Source organism: Halalkalibaculum sp. DA384, from assembly GCF_043951955.1.
Lineage (GTDB): Bacteria > Bacteroidota > Rhodothermia > Balneolales > Balneolaceae > JAMQKA01.
Genome location: NZ_JBINJE010000038.1, coordinates 1 through 15,004, shown reverse-complemented (window position 1 = coordinate 15,004; position 15,004 = coordinate 1). Strand labels below are relative to the sequence as shown.

The 15,004-nt window shown below is 51.4% G+C and carries 12 protein-coding genes; 1 reads left to right on the top strand and 11 read right to left on the bottom strand.

Features of this window, described 5'->3' with window-relative positions; genetic code table 11:
- Window positions 1–66: 66 nt before the first annotated feature.
- From murG to ACG2E4_RS15890, 10 genes are all read right to left on the bottom strand, one after another.
- Window positions 67–1,236, bottom strand: coding sequence for an undecaprenyldiphospho-muramoylpentapeptide beta-N-acetylglucosaminyltransferase (murG, locus tag ACG2E4_RS15935; RefSeq protein ID WP_395277192.1), 1,170 nt, complete (start codon window positions 1,234–1,236; stop codon window positions 67–69).
- Entirely contained in the window at window positions 1,229–2,419 is a 1,191-nt protein-coding gene (locus tag ACG2E4_RS15930; protein WP_395262084.1) for an FtsW/RodA/SpoVE family cell cycle protein, read from the bottom strand. The genes murG and ACG2E4_RS15930 overlap by 8 nt, the downstream gene beginning before the upstream one ends.
- Before the next feature lie 109 nt (window positions 2,420–2,528).
- Window positions 2,529–3,890 carry a UDP-N-acetylmuramoyl-L-alanine--D-glutamate ligase gene (gene murD / locus ACG2E4_RS15925; RefSeq protein WP_395277191.1) on the bottom strand — a complete coding sequence of 454 codons (1,362 nt, stop codon included), beginning with the start codon at window positions 3,888–3,890 and terminating at the stop codon, window positions 2,529–2,531.
- Window positions 3,887–5,023, bottom strand: a complete 1,137-nt coding sequence (mraY, locus tag ACG2E4_RS15920; RefSeq protein ID WP_395262082.1) for a phospho-N-acetylmuramoyl-pentapeptide-transferase — start codon at window positions 5,021–5,023, stop codon at window positions 3,887–3,889. The genes murD and mraY overlap by 4 nt, the downstream gene beginning before the upstream one ends.
- On the bottom strand, window positions 5,023–6,510 hold the full coding sequence (locus tag ACG2E4_RS15915) for a UDP-N-acetylmuramoyl-L-alanyl-D-glutamate--2,6-diaminopimelate ligase (protein ID WP_395262081.1): 1,488 nt from the start codon (window positions 6,508–6,510) through the stop codon (window positions 5,023–5,025). The genes mraY and ACG2E4_RS15915 overlap by 1 nt, the downstream gene beginning before the upstream one ends.
- 5 nt (window positions 6,511–6,515) lie before the next feature.
- The gene (locus tag ACG2E4_RS15910; protein ID WP_395262080.1) at window positions 6,516–8,666 is read right to left on the bottom strand and encodes a penicillin-binding transpeptidase domain-containing protein; all 2,151 of its coding nucleotides are present in this window, start codon (window positions 8,664–8,666) and stop codon (window positions 6,516–6,518) included.
- A 1-nt stretch (window position 8,667) separates the two neighbouring features.
- On the bottom strand, window positions 8,668–9,102 hold the full coding sequence (locus tag ACG2E4_RS15905; RefSeq protein ID WP_395277190.1) for a hypothetical protein: 435 nt from the start codon (window positions 9,100–9,102) through the stop codon (window positions 8,668–8,670).
- On the bottom strand, window positions 9,102–10,055 hold the full coding sequence (rsmH, locus tag ACG2E4_RS15900; protein WP_395262078.1) for a 16S rRNA (cytosine(1402)-N(4))-methyltransferase RsmH: 954 nt from the start codon (window positions 10,053–10,055) through the stop codon (window positions 9,102–9,104). The genes ACG2E4_RS15905 and rsmH overlap by 1 nt, the downstream gene beginning before the upstream one ends.
- Window positions 10,042–10,509: a division/cell wall cluster transcriptional repressor MraZ gene (gene mraZ / locus ACG2E4_RS15895; protein ID WP_395262077.1), complete on the bottom strand. Its 468-nt coding sequence runs from the start codon at window positions 10,507–10,509 to the stop codon at window positions 10,042–10,044. The genes rsmH and mraZ overlap by 14 nt, the downstream gene beginning before the upstream one ends.
- Before the next feature lie 321 nt (window positions 10,510–10,830).
- Window positions 10,831–12,015 (bottom strand): sensor histidine kinase, encoded by a 1,185-nt coding sequence (locus ACG2E4_RS15890; protein WP_395277189.1) that lies wholly within the window; start codon window positions 12,013–12,015, stop codon window positions 10,831–10,833.
- A 611-nt stretch (window positions 12,016–12,626) separates the two neighbouring features.
- Here ACG2E4_RS15890 and ACG2E4_RS15885 point away from each other — a divergent pair.
- Window positions 12,627–12,833, top strand: coding sequence for a hypothetical protein (locus ACG2E4_RS15885; RefSeq protein WP_395262075.1), 207 nt, complete (start codon window positions 12,627–12,629; stop codon window positions 12,831–12,833).
- Between the two features lie 27 nt (window positions 12,834–12,860).
- Here the strand turns inward: ACG2E4_RS15885 and ACG2E4_RS15880 are convergent, their stop codons facing one another.
- Entirely contained in the window at window positions 12,861–14,525 is a 1,665-nt protein-coding gene (locus ACG2E4_RS15880; protein ID WP_395277188.1) for a M1 family metallopeptidase, read from the bottom strand.
- Between the last annotated feature and the right edge of the window lie 479 nt (window positions 14,526–15,004).

Genomic DNA, 15,004 nt, shown 5'->3' with positions numbered 1-15,004 from the left:
GCTCCCAACCAACCCGGCGTCCCTGCATGAGAGTATAGTTCGACTCTCAGCCACGCCTTGCGAATACTACTCCGTTTGCTTGCTGGTTTCCGCCAGCGTTAAAATTTCAGTTGCAATATCGCGGGCGGCATGGGGTCGGGCCAGCTTCAGGGCCGCCTTTTGCATCGCCTTCAGGCGTTCCTGGTCATTCATCAGCTTGGCAACCAGCGCTGCGAGAGTTTCTTGTAATTTACTATCCTTCAGCAGCACCGCCGCACCCTCATCTGCCATTGAGCGGGCATTTTTGGTCTGGTGGTCGCCCGCCACGTGGGGCGAGGGTACCAGGATACTGGCTTTACCGGTAAGGGCCAGCTCCGAACAGGAGAGGGCACCGGCCCGGCTTACCACCAAGTCGGCCACAGCATATGCCTGATCCATATTGTTAAGAAAATCCTTGAGCCTGAGATTTTGAAGCTCTCCGGCATTAACTTGATTTCGGTATTTGTCGTAGTAACTTCGGCCGCACTGCCAGATGACCTGGAGTTCCTGGCTGTTGTGCAGGGTATCAATGTTGGCGGCCATCGCCTCATTAATAGCACGTGCACCGCCGCTGCCTCCCAGTACCAGCAGGGTTCGCTTGTCCGCTTTGAAACCAAACGCCTGATATGCGGAAGCTGCATCTGCATCGGCCAGCTCCGAGCGTGTCGGGTTACCGGCCACGGTTGTTTTATTTTCAGGGAAATAGCTGTTGGCCTCTTCAAAAGCGGTAAATATATGTTCCGCCTTTTTACCCAGCAGGCGATTGGTTACGCCGGGGTAGCTGTTCTGCTCCTGGATAACCAGGGGAAGTCCCCGCTTAACTGCGACCCAGCCCACCGGTCCCGCCACATAACCACCGCAGGAGACGACAATATTCGGTTTAAAATTACTGATGATGCGGTAACTCTGAACAAGACTTGTTAAAAGCTTTACGGGGAACAGCAGGTTTTTAAGCGTCAGGCGGCGATGGAATCCACTGATCCAGATACTTCGGATATCATAGCCGGCTTCCGGTACTGCGTGCCACTCCATGTGATCTCGTGTCCCCGCAAAAAGGATTTCAGCCTCCGGGCGTGCCGCTTTCAACGCATCGGCAATGGCGATGGCCGGGTAGACATGCCCCCCCGTGCCCCCGGCCGCGATGAGTATGCGAGGCCTGCCCGCGGCACCAGGGGCCGGTGTGGTCGTTGATGATATGTTCTTTGAACGGCTACGCATAAAACACTTTTTTTCGCTTGCTGTCGTGCTTGGAAATATTCATTAGAATACCAACCATCAATCCTGCAAAAAGCATGCTGGATCCCCCGTAACTTACAAAGGGCATCGGCAGACCCGTAACCGGCAGCAGTCCGCTGGCTACCCCTGCATTAATAAACCCGTATAAAGCGATATTGAGCGTACAGCCCACGGCCAGGAATGTGCCGAGAGGATCCATCGCGTTTTTTGCAATAACGGCGATGCCCCTGAGCAGAATTATGGAAAAAAGCAGAATAAGCAGCATGGAGCCAACCATCCCGTACTCCTCGGCGATGATTGCGAATATGAAATCGTTGTAAGGGGCCGGCAGGAAATCGCGTTGTGTACTCTTGCCGATTCCCACTCCCAGGATATTGCCTTGTGCAATGGCGATCTGTGCCTGCTGGGCCTGGTATCCTTCACCCACATTAAACTCTTCACTTTTGATATCGGTAATCTGGTCGATATAGCCTTCGATACGGCTTTGGCGCTCGGGAGATTGCATAATTAAGGCGCTGCCGGCGATCATTCCGCCTATAATGAGCATTCCCAGGTGCACCATGCTGACGCGTCCCACAAACATCATTAGCAGGCAGATCGCCAACAATACACCGGCGGTACTGAAATCTTCCATACCAATTAACCAACAGGTGGTTCCCACCCAAAACAGGATCGGGAGAAACGAGCGCGTCAGGTCCTTGATGTATTCCTGCTTCTCCTCGAGCAGCACGGCCACGTGAATAATCAGTGCTACGGAGGCGAATGTGGCCGGCTGAAAGGAGTAGCCACCGATGAACAGCCAGCGCCGGGCTCCAAAAAGTTCGGTACCATATGCCATGGTGATCAGCAACAGAATCCAACTGGTAATCATTGCAAAGCGGCTCAGCTTAGCGATGTTGCGATAATTGATCTTCGAAATGATCAGCATGACCAGGAATGCGATCCCCAGCTTAACCGTGTGGCCAACCACAAGTGATCCGGCTGAAGTACCGTTGCTTTCGGCAAAATAGACGATGGAGGAATATACCGCCAGTACCCCGAATACCATCAGGATGATCACGGATACCAGCAATGGGCGGTCACTGGCCTGCCTGCCGGAATCCACCTCTTCCGGAGTTCTGCCCAGAACCGATTTAATATTGTTATTTGGCGTCGTGTATATCAATGCGTGTTTACTGTGGTTTTTCCAGAGTTAAAGTAATAGATAAAACCGGTCATTTTGTCCACCAGGATGAAGCTCAAAATAGCTGTCATCTGGCCTTGATGGTCGTGATTTACAAGTCATTTACCGCTTTCTTGAAAACCTCTCCACGGTGTTCGTAGTTGTCAAACATGTCGAAGGAGGAGCAAGCGGGACTCAACAGCACTATTTCACCGCGCTTGGCATACTGCTGGCCGATTTTAACCGCTTCAGGCAGTGTGTTGGCCAATTCGAAATTTGGCGCTACGGTGCCGAGCTGTTGTTCAATTTTGTGTTGCGCTTCACCGATCGCCACGATGGTGTGTACTTTTTTACGGATCTGCTCAATCAGGTCCCTGTAGTCGTTGCCCTTGTCACGGCCTCCCAGGATCAGTACCATCGGCATGTCGTAGCTGTCCAGTGCATACCAGACGGCATTGATATTGGTGGCCTTGCTGTCGTTGATATACCTGACACCATCAACCGTGCGTACCAGCTCAAGCCGGTGTTCTACCCCCTCAAAGGTTTTGAGGCTTTCGCGAATTACCTCATTACGAATTTCTGAGACGCGGGCCGCGAGCGCGGTGGCAAGACCATTGTTCAGATTATGCGTACCGCTAAGTCCAACTTCATGAATCGGCATAAGTACCTCTTCGCTGTTATTGAGTTTAAAGATGATGTTGTCATCGCGAACGAATGCGCCCTCGGGCACTTCCGACCGATTTGAAAAGGCCAGAAGGCGGGGGGCATCCTCCTTTTTACTGAGCATTTCCGCATGTTTGCGAACGATCGGATCATCGTAGTGGTAGATGAACCAGTCGTCCGCCGTTTGATTTTCAGTTATCCGGAATTTCGACTGTGCATATTGTTCCATGCTGTTTTGGTACCGGTCCAGGTGATCCGGCGTGATATTCAAAATCAAGCTCACTTTCGGATGAAACTCCTCGATATGGTCGAGCTGAAAGCTGCTGACCTCCAGAATCACGTCCCCGGACTGATCGATACCGTCAATGTTATCTGAAAAAGCGTACCCGATATTTCCCGCCACGGTCGATTGTTTTTGGGCCTGCTTCCAGGTATGGCCCAGCCAGCTTGTGACGGTTGTTTTCCCGTTGCTGCCCGTCACCGCTATAACAGGCCGATCGTTAAACCAGCTCGCCACCTCAAGCTCGGAGTATACTTTCTTCCCGGATTTGAGATATTGCTGCACGAGCGGTGCTTCCGTGGGCACGCCGGGACTTACTACCGCAAATTCAGCTTTGCGGGCACGCTCGGTATGTCCGTTTTCTTCATACGGTATACCCAGCGCCTGGAAGTGTTGCCGGGTTGCTTCCGAAATTGTGTTGCTGTCAGTCACAAACACCCGGGCTCCCTTTTTATGAAGCAGGGAAGCTGCAGCCATGCCGCTTCGTGCGGCACCTATTACCACGATATGTCGACCTTTAACTTCTTTCATCGCAATTTCAGGGTTAACAGGCTGAGAATTCCGAGAAGTACCGCGATAATCCAGAATCGCACAACGATTTTCGACTCCGGCCAACCTTTCTTTTCAAAATGATGGTGGATCGGGGTCATCAGGAAAACACGGCGCCCTTCTCCATATTTTTTCCGGGTGTATTTAAACCAGAGTGTCTGTATGATGACCGAGCAGGTTTCTACAAAAAAGATTCCACAGACAATGGGCAGCAGCAGCTCCTTGTGCAGCATCAGGGCCAGGGCCCCGAATGCACCTCCCAGTGCCAGTGAACCGGTGTCTCCCATAAATACCGATGCGGGATGCGTGTTATACCATAAAAATCCCATACAGGCCCCCACCAGTGAAGCGCAAAAGATGGTCAGTTCACCGGCGCCCGGCAGATAGATAATATCCAGGAAGTTGGAGAAGTCGGTACGCCCGGAAACATAGGCAAAGATGCCCAGGATGAGTCCGGCAATAGCGGATGTTCCGGCTGCGAGCCCATCCAGGCCGTCGGTGAGATTTGTTGCATTGCTCACACCCGTAATGACAAATACCACAACCGGGATGTAGACAATCCAGCCGAGGGCTTCTCCGAAGATTGCGTAATCGATATTCACGCTTTTTAAAAACGGTACTGTCGATAGCGTGTTGAATTCAGAAAAATCGGGGTAGAAGTAGAGTACAGCTCCAAGTCCCAGGCCCACGAGGATTTGTCCAGCCAGTTTAAAACGACTGTGCAGGCCAGATTTGTCCTTTTTTACGACCTTGATATAATCATCCACAAAACCGACGATCCCAAGCAGCAGGGTGACCAGTACAATCATCCAGGTATAGATGCTGTCCATTTTCATCCACAGCAGTGCGGGAATCAAAACTGCCAGCAGGATAATAACTCCGCCCATCGTGGGCGTATGGGCCTTGTTGAGATGGGAATCCAGGCCGATATCCTCACGGATTACCTCGCGAAGCTGCATTCGCTCCAGCCAGTGAATGATACTTCGCCCGATTAACAGGCTGATAAACAGGGCCATGGCTGCGGCAACCGCACTCCGGGTGGTGATAAATTCAAATGCACTAAACCCGGGGGGTTGATATTGTATTTCCAGCCAGTGAATAAGTTCGTACAGCATCAGGCTACCTCCCCGGGTTTGGAATGTTCATTTCGCTCGGCCAGGGCCTCCCGGGCAATTTCGCGGTCATCAAACTCATGTCGCTTGTCTCCAATTTCCTGGTAGGTTTCATGGCCTTTTCCTGCAATCAGGATGATGGCATCCTGCGGTGAACGCGCGATCACCTTCCGGATCGCTTTTTGGCGGTCTGTGATTCGCTCTGCGGTCGACTCCCGGGAAAATCCTTTTGCTATGTCATCAATGATGGCATCGGGATCTTCGCTGCGTGGATTGTCGGAGGTGACGATAATCCGGTCGGCATAGCGCTCCGCCACAGCAGCCATTTTGGGTCGCTTCCCCTTGTCGCGATCGCCGCCGCAGCCGAAGACAAGGTGCAGTTGCTGAGACTCCTCCTTTAAATCCCGGAGTGTGCTCAGCACATTTTCAAGCGCGTCGGGGGTATGGGCGTAGTCCACCAAAACCAGCGGCTGTTTATCCTTTTTGCCGGTTTGAACCCGCTCAAGCCGACCAGCTGCCCCCTTGGCACTGCCGAGGACCCGTGCAATATCCTGGTTATCGTAGTCAAGGGCACGGCATATAAGAAACGCCAATGCCACATTGTAGGCGTTAAACCTGCCAACCAGCGGACTGCTGACCCGGGTGTTGCCGATATCCAGTGTAATTCCTTCTGAATTACTGGCTACAAGATGGCACTGCAGATCTGCGGAATCAGTAAAACCAAAGCTTATGTTGCGGGCTTTACAATCTTTAAGCATAAGCGCAGCATTGGCATCGTCACCATTGACAATTGCCGTAGCCTCTGAGCTCAGGTTGTCAAACAGTTTCTTCTTGGCAGCGGCGTAATCGTCCAGCGAGGTGTGGTAATCCAGATGGTCGTGACTCAAATTGGTAAAGGCAGCCACCTGAAATTGGAGTCCGCCTACCCGCTGCTGATCCAGGGCGTGGGAAGAGACCTCCATGACGAGGTGCGACGAGTTTGCCTCCACCATGCGGCGCATGTCACGAGCCAGTTCAACGGGATCGGCAGTGGTAAGCAAACTCTCCAGCGCTTCATCCTGAATCTGTTTGCCTGCCGTGCCGAGCAGAGATGGACGGGCTCCCAGCTGTTTCAATGCCTGGTACACAAGACTCGTTACCGTTGTTTTCCCGTTGGTGCCCGTCACGCCAACCAGGGTCAATTCTCTGGCCGGGTATCCTTCAAACGCCTGGGCCAGGGGACCCATCAGGGCGCGGGTGTCTTCTACCTCAAAAATGCAGATATTATCATTTTCTGTATAATAGGCTTCTTCGCAGATAATGATGGAAGCGCCGCGCGATATGGCATTTTCGATGAACATATGCCCGTCAACCTGGGTGCCACGCACTGCGATAAAGACAGACCCCTCGCGTACCTCACGCGAATCTTGCGTAAGCTCGCCGATCTGGTTCGGCTCTGTGCCGTATACATCCAGCGGTTGACAAATATTTATGAGTTCATCAAACGTCATACAGATTATTTTCCAGCGAGGGTTTCCAGTGATTTTGCTTTTCCGCGGACGGTGATGGTTCGTCCCTTTTTCATCAGGTCTCCGGGGCGGGGAAACTGCGTATAAACGGTTCCCGACCCGATCATCTTAATATTAAAGCCCCGGCTGTTGATCATCACGGCGGCCCGCCGCATATCCAGGCCTCCCACGTCCGGGATTCGCGCGTAGTCTTTGCTTACTGTTGAATCTGCCTGCGCAGCCGGTGTGTCTGCAGCAGTCAATGTTATGACCTTGTTACCTGTTAACGTATTTCCGGGTGCGGGCGTCTGTTTGGAAATCCATTTCCCCGATCCCTCCAGTTCAAAATCGATATTGTGGGATTCCAGTACGGCGCGGGCGTTGCCAATGCTCATATTCTGTACGTCAGGGACGTGTACCAGGGGCGCCTGCTGATTTGCTGGTTTCTCGAGGGTCCGCTGAATTTCGCGGTCGAGTCCTGCAATCCGGATTGCGGTCTGCTTAAAGATGACGCCGGCCGTATATCCGCCGTAGATACTGGTTTGAGGCTCGTCAAGGACGACGAGACAGACATATTTGGGGTTCTCGGCGGGGAAAAAGCCGACGAAAGAGGCGCGGTAGGCCGCCTGGTATCGGCCGTCGATATATTTTTGGGCAGTACCTGTTTTGCCGGCGATTTCAAGTCCCTCCACCTTGACCCAGCGGGCCGTTCCGGAATCGGCTACTACATCCTCAAAAACGGGTTGCAGTTTGTCGAGCGTCTGTTTGTCCGCGATTTGCCGAACGGTGACAGGGTTGTTCCGGCGGACGATATTTTCTTCACTATCGGTAATTTTTTCCACGATGTAGGGACGCATCATTTTCCCGTTGTTGGCAAAAGCGGCGTAGGCCTGCAGCAGTTGAATTGGAGTGACCTGCACTTCATATCCGATGGCCATCCACGGCAGGGTTACCTGGCTCCATTCATACGGCTTCTGGAGTCGGCCCGACTCCTCGTTCGGCAGATCAATATTGGTGGGAGTGCCAAAGCCCAAATTCCGGGCATACTGGTAAAATACATTGGGAGAAAGCCGCATCGCAATTTCGGCAGTGGCTATATTGGAGGACTGCTCGAAGACTTCATCCAGGCGTAGGTTGCCCAGCGGATCGTGGTCGCGCATCATCTGCCCGTGGATAAGCTTTTCTCCATCTTCGGGCGTTTCAAAGGTTTCATCGAATGATACAACCTCCTGTTCAACGGATGCGATAGCCGTAACCAGCTTAAAAGTGGAGCCGGGTTCAATCATATCCGAAATCGCATAATTTCTACGGTTCTCACTCTTTGACGAGGCAGGCGTATTTGGGTTGAATGTGGGAAAATTGGCCATCGCCTTTATGGCGCCCGTACGGGGATCCATGACAATGGCTGAACCGTAGTTGGATTTGGTGCGATCGATCCCGGCTTTAAGTTCTTCTTCCAGGATGGCCTGGATGTGGGAGTCGATCGTGGTATGCAGCGAGTAGCCCTGCTTCGGCAGCTTGCGGGGAGCTCCGACGTAGGCAAAAATCCGCCCGTTGCGATCGCGGCGAACCTGCTGCTGCCCGTCGGTTCCCTTTAGCTGGTTGTCATATTCATGCTCCAGCCCGATAACTCCCCTTGCCTCATGGTTAACAAAACCGAGCAGGTGGGCAGCAAGAGTCCCAAAATTATATCGCCGCTGGTATTCCTCCTCCAATATCAGGGCCCGGATGTCCAGTGCGTTGAGCTGAAGGTAAGCCTCGGTGTTCAACCCCTCGGCCAGCACCACATAGCGCGAACGGGACGGCGCCCTGTCGATTTTTTTGCGATAGGCCTGTGCACTTACACCGGTAAAATCAGACAACGTTTTGCAAACCTTGTAAATGTCATTTTGGGTGAGACCTTCCAGCCTGGGATCGATGGCGGCCTTGTAGACTGCCGAGTTGGTTGCCAGCAACGTTCCGTCATGATCATAAATGTTGCCCCGCTGAGCCGGGATGGAGATGTAGTCGATCGCCTGCTCATTCCACAAGGCACGCAGCTTTTCTCCCTCCATAAAATTAATACGGAAAAGCTGGAAGCCTATGGCACAGGGCACCAGGAGCAGTAACCCGAACAGGGCAAACAGCCGACCCATTATGGCAGAGCGTTCCTCCGGCATGCTATTCTCCCCCAACCGTTATGATCTTGTCGGCTGGCCCGCCGTTGATAAAACCCTGATCCTTGGCCTTCTCATAAATCTCTTTGGGACCAATCATGCGGTCGTATGTCAGCCGATAATCTTCATGCTGGCGTTTTGCTTTTTGGTACTCGTTCTCCAGTTGCTGCACTTCGGCCAGCAGTTGCTGGGTGGCAAAAACATGATTCAGATACAGCACACCCAACATCCCGATGATGATGGCACCCACGATGAGCTTCCATGCGGCCACGGAGGGAAGCGAAAGTTTTGCCTCCTCCTTTTTTCGTTTTTTTCCATAAACCACGCCGCCTGACCCGCGGGTACCGTCCGGGCGGCGGCTCCTGTTTTTGGCAGACGGCCGTTTGTTGGGTTTGGCCTGCCTGTCTTTATTTTCTTTCAATGGGGTTTTAACGAGCATTATTCACCTCTCTTTTCTTTTATTTCGCCTACACGCATTTTCGCACTTCGAGCTGCAGGATTTTGTTGCACCTCCTGCTCTGAAGGTGTGATGATACCGTCTGATATTTCTTTAATGGGAGACAAATCGTTGCCGTAAAAGTCCTTTTCAATTTTTCCTTCAAAGTTACCCGCCTTAAAGAACCGTTTTACCAGCCGATCTTCCAGCGAATGATAGGAGATCGCCACAATGCGCCCGCCGGGTTTAACCAGCTCAAGCGCCTGCGTAAGCACACTGCGCAGCATATCCAGTTCCTGGTTGACCTCAATGCGGATTCCCTGGAATACACGGGCCAGGCTTTTTACCTGGTATTTAGACGGGACCAGTCGCTCAATGATCTGGCGGAGTTCCGTCGTGGTTTCAACTGGCCGGGCGTCAATAATGGCCCGGGCAATTTCACGGCTCTTTCGCTCTTCGCCGTAATGGTAGATGATATCTCGTAACTCTTCATACTCATATTCGTTGACCACCTCGTAGGCTGTAACACCCCGGAGGTTGCCCATGCGCATATCCAGCGGACCTTCCTGCTGAAAGCTGAACCCACGCTCAGCCTCCTTGATCTGATGGGTCGAAACCCCCAGGTCAAGGAGCAACCCGGAAATATTTCCTCGTGTCTCCGGAGGGAGCAGTCGCGCCAGGTATCCGAAATTTCCTTTTATTGCAGTAAATCGCTCGTCCTCACCGAGACGGTTCCGGGCCGCCTCGAGCGCCTGGTCATCCTGGTCAATTCCAAAAAGCGTGCCGCCCGGTTCCAGGCGCGATAAAATTTCCTCGCTATGGCCTCCGCCGCCCAGCGTTCCATCGATATATACTCCAGTCGGATCCGTAACCAGATGAGCCACCGCCTCCTCAAGCAACACCGGCTGGTGCTCGTAATATGGATCGCGTTCATGTTGTTCATCATGTGTTTCCATGGATTTCGCCTTTGCCCATCACACGCTCAAAAAGTTCTTGGTACATTTCATCGGATACTTCGGAATCTTCGTCGGCCAGTTTTCCAGGCGACCAGATCTCGACATATTCCACACTGCCGATAAATATTGCCTTGTCATCAATTCCGGCATATTCCATAAGCTGTGAAGGGAGAGCAATACGGTTTTGATTATCCAGAGAAATATCTTCCGCATACCGCAGCAAGTGTCGTTTTACGGTTCGCCCCTCTTCAGAAAAACTGTTAATATTCGAAAGCCGTTTTTCAAACATCTGCCACTCATCCGAAGGATAGAGTTGCAGGCAGGGGTCCACCCCTCGCAAAATAGTGAATCGCTCCTGGGCCTCGGGGGTCAGACTTTTGCGCAGCTTGGCCGGGAAGCTCACGCGGCCTTTGCTGTCTACACTGTGTTCATATTGACCTTTAAAACTTGGCACGTAATACCAGGATTAAGCGATTAACGCGGAATCTATTTAAAATAGCGGGGGTCTCCCACATTCTCCCACTTCAACCCACAATTTACCCCAAATGCGTTCAATATGTCAAGGAATTTCCCCGGAAAGCGATATTATTTTCTAATCCCGATAAATAAGTGTTCTTTTTTGAGTTATAAATAACCTTTTAAGTCCTTTCAGGTGATATTTTTGGATTTTTTGTTAAAATGGGAAGATGTGGGAGGAAGTGGGGAGGCGGGGTGGTAGAAAGTGGGAGATTTTACAAATGACCCGAAATAAAGAAGAAAGGGGGAGAGACCGCTGCTATACGGAGAGTGGAAATACGAGCCTGAACTTAGTGCCCGGGTCCCGATCTGTAAAGGTATACTCTCCCTCAAGCTGGGTGCAGAGCGTGCTGATCAGCCGAAGTCCCAGCGACTGTAGCTGCTCGATTTCAAGATCATCCGGCAGGCCTGCGCCATCGTCGGCCACTGTAAGTACCAGGTTACCCGAGTCCTCGTTCAGGGAAACCCAGATATGCCCTTCATCACGCCCTTCAAAACCGTGTTTGTATGAGTTGGTTACCAGCTCATTGAGAATTAAAGCCAGGGGAACGGCCCGCGTTACGGGGAGCGTGATATCAGCAATATCTGTATCCAGGGTAATATCACGTCCTTCGGCGTTCATGGTCTGGATCAGGTAATGCAGCAGACCTGAAATATAGTCGGGCAGTGAAATGTTGCTGTAATCCCCGGTCTCGTAAAGTTTTTCATGCAGGGTCGCAATCGACTGGATACGATTGATACTCTCCGTCAGGATATTTTGGGTCTCCTCAGAGTTTGTGTTGGCCGACTGAAGTTCAAGCAAGCCTGTAATAACGGCCAGGTTATTTTTAACGCGATGATGGATCTCCTTGAGCAGCGACTCCCGCTCCTCTACGATTTTTTCCAGCCGCTCCTTTTGCTCCCACTGGGGGGTCACATCTTGTTGAACCGAGATAAAATGGGTGATCTCGCCGTCAGAATTTTTGATCGGGTCGATACTCCACCGGACACGGTATTTGGATCCATCCTTCCGGTAATTAAATGTTTCTCCCTCAAAGCGTTTGCCCGCCGAAAGTCGCTCGCGCAGCCGTTCAATGGTTTCAGGCTCTGTATCCGGACCCTGAAAAATTCTGGGATTTTCCCCGATCAGCTCCTCGCGTGAATATCCCGTTACTTTCTCAAGCCCCTTGTTGACATAGATAATTTTTTCATCCCCAATGCGATCCCGGGCGTCGGTGATCAGGATCATCTCCTCGGCCGAGTCGATAGCCGCATATAGCAGCCGCAGCATCTGGTGTTGATCCATTCCATTTTTGAAGCGGTTCTCTGGCTGCCCGGGCAGGGGTGATTTTTGTTTTTCAAGCTGATCTATCAACAACTCTGCCTGTTTCTCAGACATCCCAGAAACATACGCTATATACCGGATGGCCGATTGCCGCCGGGAATTGGATGCTGATTCACTCATGTTGGAACTGGTGTTAAGGGTGAAACGAAATTTGATTATAGTGCTCTTTGATGAAGATCCTGTGAACCCGTAAAACGCTGCCATTGCCTGATGCGGTGTTACAAAGCATGTTCGGCGGTCTTTATAGCAGTTCTATTGTTTTCTGCTTCCCATCGACCCTGCAGAGAAGGTAAACCATCTGTTTGATTACCAGAACATCATGTAACAGGACTTTGCAAAACAGCTGGTTTGTCCCATTCTGGCATTTCCCGAAACTGCACCCGTCAGAACCCCAATTTCAGACCACATGCAATCTCGTGTTTTTTCCGTGTTATATAAAGTGGAAATTTTATTGTCCTTTTTTGTGGCGAAACTCCAAAGTTCTTACCTGGCAGAGGCCTTTGCAAAATGATCGGTTTCTCGTTGTAGGGGAGTAATACTCCCGCTTGACACCCAATAAGGCCGGTGGTACTACCCCTCCCAACAAAACAGGAGGTTCCGTTAAGCCCTATTAAAAAAAACAACACCCGGATCAGTATGCATTAGACAACTGGATACCCTATTTTTACGATCGACATATGACCGTGGTTTTCTTCAGCCATACATTTTTAAACGCGCAGAAATATAAAGCAATGAAACAACTTATCAAGGATTCCATCTGGTCTGCCCTGCTGTTTTTCGGCATTTTAATGGCGATAGGATACCTGAACGACAGCTATGTGGGAATGAAAAGGATGCTGAGCGATCCGGTCAACTGGGTGGTACTGGCCGTGGTCATTGCCGCGAGTATAGCTATCAAGGTGAGGCGACAGCGAAAAAATGAGTCCGAAAATGGTTAGGCGCGGTGCCGGGAATTGGGTGAATGATCATTTCTGTATCCTCTCGATATTGATATAGTAATCTCTGCTGACAACCAGCTTGTCGCCTGCATGCAGGTAGGAGCTGGATCGCCATTCGCTAGTCGTCGGACGGATCGTCGTATACATCTCATTGTCCAGCTTTACTTCAACCGGCATGTCAAACTCTTCCACATCAGCTTTCCAGCGGTAGAAAACATCGCCATCCATGAAATAGTACTGTAGCGTGGGGATCCCGGCGTATCGGAGATACTGGTCAAACACCGTGCTGAAATCAATCCCGGCGCGCCGGCTGATAAACGCTTCCACCTGTTCTGTGGTAATGGTTTGGTGGTGGAATGTTCGATTTAGCCCCCGAAGAATATTTTTCCACCGGTAATCATCATCAATAATATGGCGGATCATATGGAGCAGGTTGCCTCCCTTGTAGTACATGTCGGAAGATCCCTCCTGGTTGACGCCGTACGGTCCGGTAATCGGCTGGTCATTTTGGATGCGGTCGCGGGTTCCAATCACGTAGTCGGCTCCCGCCTGCGTACCCCAGAGGCACTCCACGAACAGGTTTTCTGAATAATTGGTGAACCCCTCGTGAATCCACATATCGGCAATATCCCGGGTGGTGATATTGTTGCCGAACCACTCGTGCCCGCTTTCATGCACGATGATAAAATCCCAGGTCAATCCCCAGCCGGTGCCGGAAAGGTCGATGCCCTGGTACCCGTTCTGAAACCCGTTGCCATAAGCTATGGCGCTTTGATGTTCCATTCCCAGGTGAGGGGTGTGGACAAGCTTAAACCCGTCCTCATAAAAAGGGTAGGGGCCGAACCAGTGTTCAAAGCAGCGCAGCATCGGCTTGGTCTGGATAAACTGTTTCCTGGCTTGTTGAAGATACGGTTCCAGCACCCAGTAGTTAAGATCGAGTGTGCCTTTGGCGCCCTCCAGGGTATCGCTGAAATTCACGTAGTTGCCGGCATTTACCGCCACATTATAGTTGTTGATCGGGTTGTTGACGAACCACGACCAGGTGGTTGTGTTGTCAGAATGCCGGGTTGTGTCGCGCAACCGCCCGTTCGAGATATTTTTGATGGAGGATGGGACCGTTATATGGATGCCCATGCTGTCGGGCTCATCGGATTGATGATCCTTGTTGGGCCACCAGATGCTGGCGCCCACCCCCTGGTTGGCCGTGGCTATCCACGGGTTGCCCTCGCGATCCTGTTGCCAGATAAAACCTCCGTCCCAGGGCGGATTTTCCGCGACTCTTGGCTTGCCGGAATACCAGACCGTGACCGTGTGGATTTCACCGGGTTGTTGGTCGCCCGGGATGTCCACAAAATAGGCATTGTCGTGTCGCTGGAATTCCAGCTCTTGCTCATCCTGTACCACCCGGTCAATCTGCAGTGGTGCGATCAGGTCAATCTGCATGGAGCGCCCGCTGCGAGGCTCCGTGACCCTGTAATCAATTCGGTTGTGGCCGGAGATCGAGGAATCGGGGGGGATGATTGTTGCGTGGAGATCGTAGAAGATGACATCCCACCAGGCCCGCTGCGGAGTGATGGAGCCGCGGAGCGTATCGGCGCGGGTAAACTCCGGCTGCTTCTGCTGGGCATGCGATTCAGGTATAAACAAGAGTGATGCCGCTAAAATAGGTAAAAGAAGGTATCTGGTTTTCATAGCAGGATATATAAAAAAATAGCTGAACCGGGTAAAGAAGAAATTAAGATGATGTGGAAATCGGAGAAAATACAGTCCCAAACTGAGGTTTATACTGCATGCACTTCAACCCCTGTACTGACTCGGCAGGGAATGACGGGTATGAATCAGACTATCACATACCTTGCTAATCATTAACATCTAACAGTCTGAACCATGACTAGGGTGATTGGTAGGATGGACTTTGATTTTTTCGTTGCCCATCACGGTTCATCACATCAATCCCCGAAATCACGGTTTAAATGACTCTTTGCTACTAAAAGACCAGGCGATTAAGTTTAATTTCAGGAAGAAGAAATTAAAAAAAAGACAAGATGCTATACTAAAGTGCACCTCAACCCCTGCACTGACTCGGCAGGGAATGACAAACAGAAATCAGACTCTCCTCATACTTTGCCAGATTATCACAACTAACAATCTGAACCATGATTAGGGTGATT

Coding starts and splice junctions, on each gene's coding strand:
- murG (WP_395277192.1), bottom strand. CDS start 1,236: ATGCGTAGCCGTTCAAAGAACATATCATCAACGACCACACCGGCCCCT.
- rsmH (WP_395262078.1), bottom strand. CDS start 10,055: ATGGAAACACATGATGAACAACATGAACGCGATCCATATTACGAGCAC.
- ACG2E4_RS15915 (WP_395262081.1), bottom strand. CDS start 6,510: ATGACGTTTGATGAACTCATAAATATTTGTCAACCGCTGGATGTATAC.
- mraY (WP_395262082.1), bottom strand. CDS start 5,023: ATGCTGTACGAACTTATTCACTGGCTGGAAATACAATATCAACCCCCC.
- ACG2E4_RS15910 (WP_395262080.1), bottom strand. CDS start 8,666: ATGCCGGAGGAACGCTCTGCCATAATGGGTCGGCTGTTTGCCCTGTTC.
- murD (WP_395277191.1), bottom strand. CDS start 3,890: ATGAAAGAAGTTAAAGGTCGACATATCGTGGTAATAGGTGCCGCACGA.
- ACG2E4_RS15885 (WP_395262075.1), top strand. CDS start 12,627: ATGAAACAACTTATCAAGGATTCCATCTGGTCTGCCCTGCTGTTTTTC.
- ACG2E4_RS15890 (WP_395277189.1), bottom strand. CDS start 12,015: ATGAGTGAATCAGCATCCAATTCCCGGCGGCAATCGGCCATCCGGTAT.
- ACG2E4_RS15880 (WP_395277188.1), bottom strand. CDS start 14,525: ATGAAAACCAGATACCTTCTTTTACCTATTTTAGCGGCATCACTCTTG.
- ACG2E4_RS15905 (WP_395277190.1), bottom strand. CDS start 9,102: ATGCTCGTTAAAACCCCATTGAAAGAAAATAAAGACAGGCAGGCCAAA.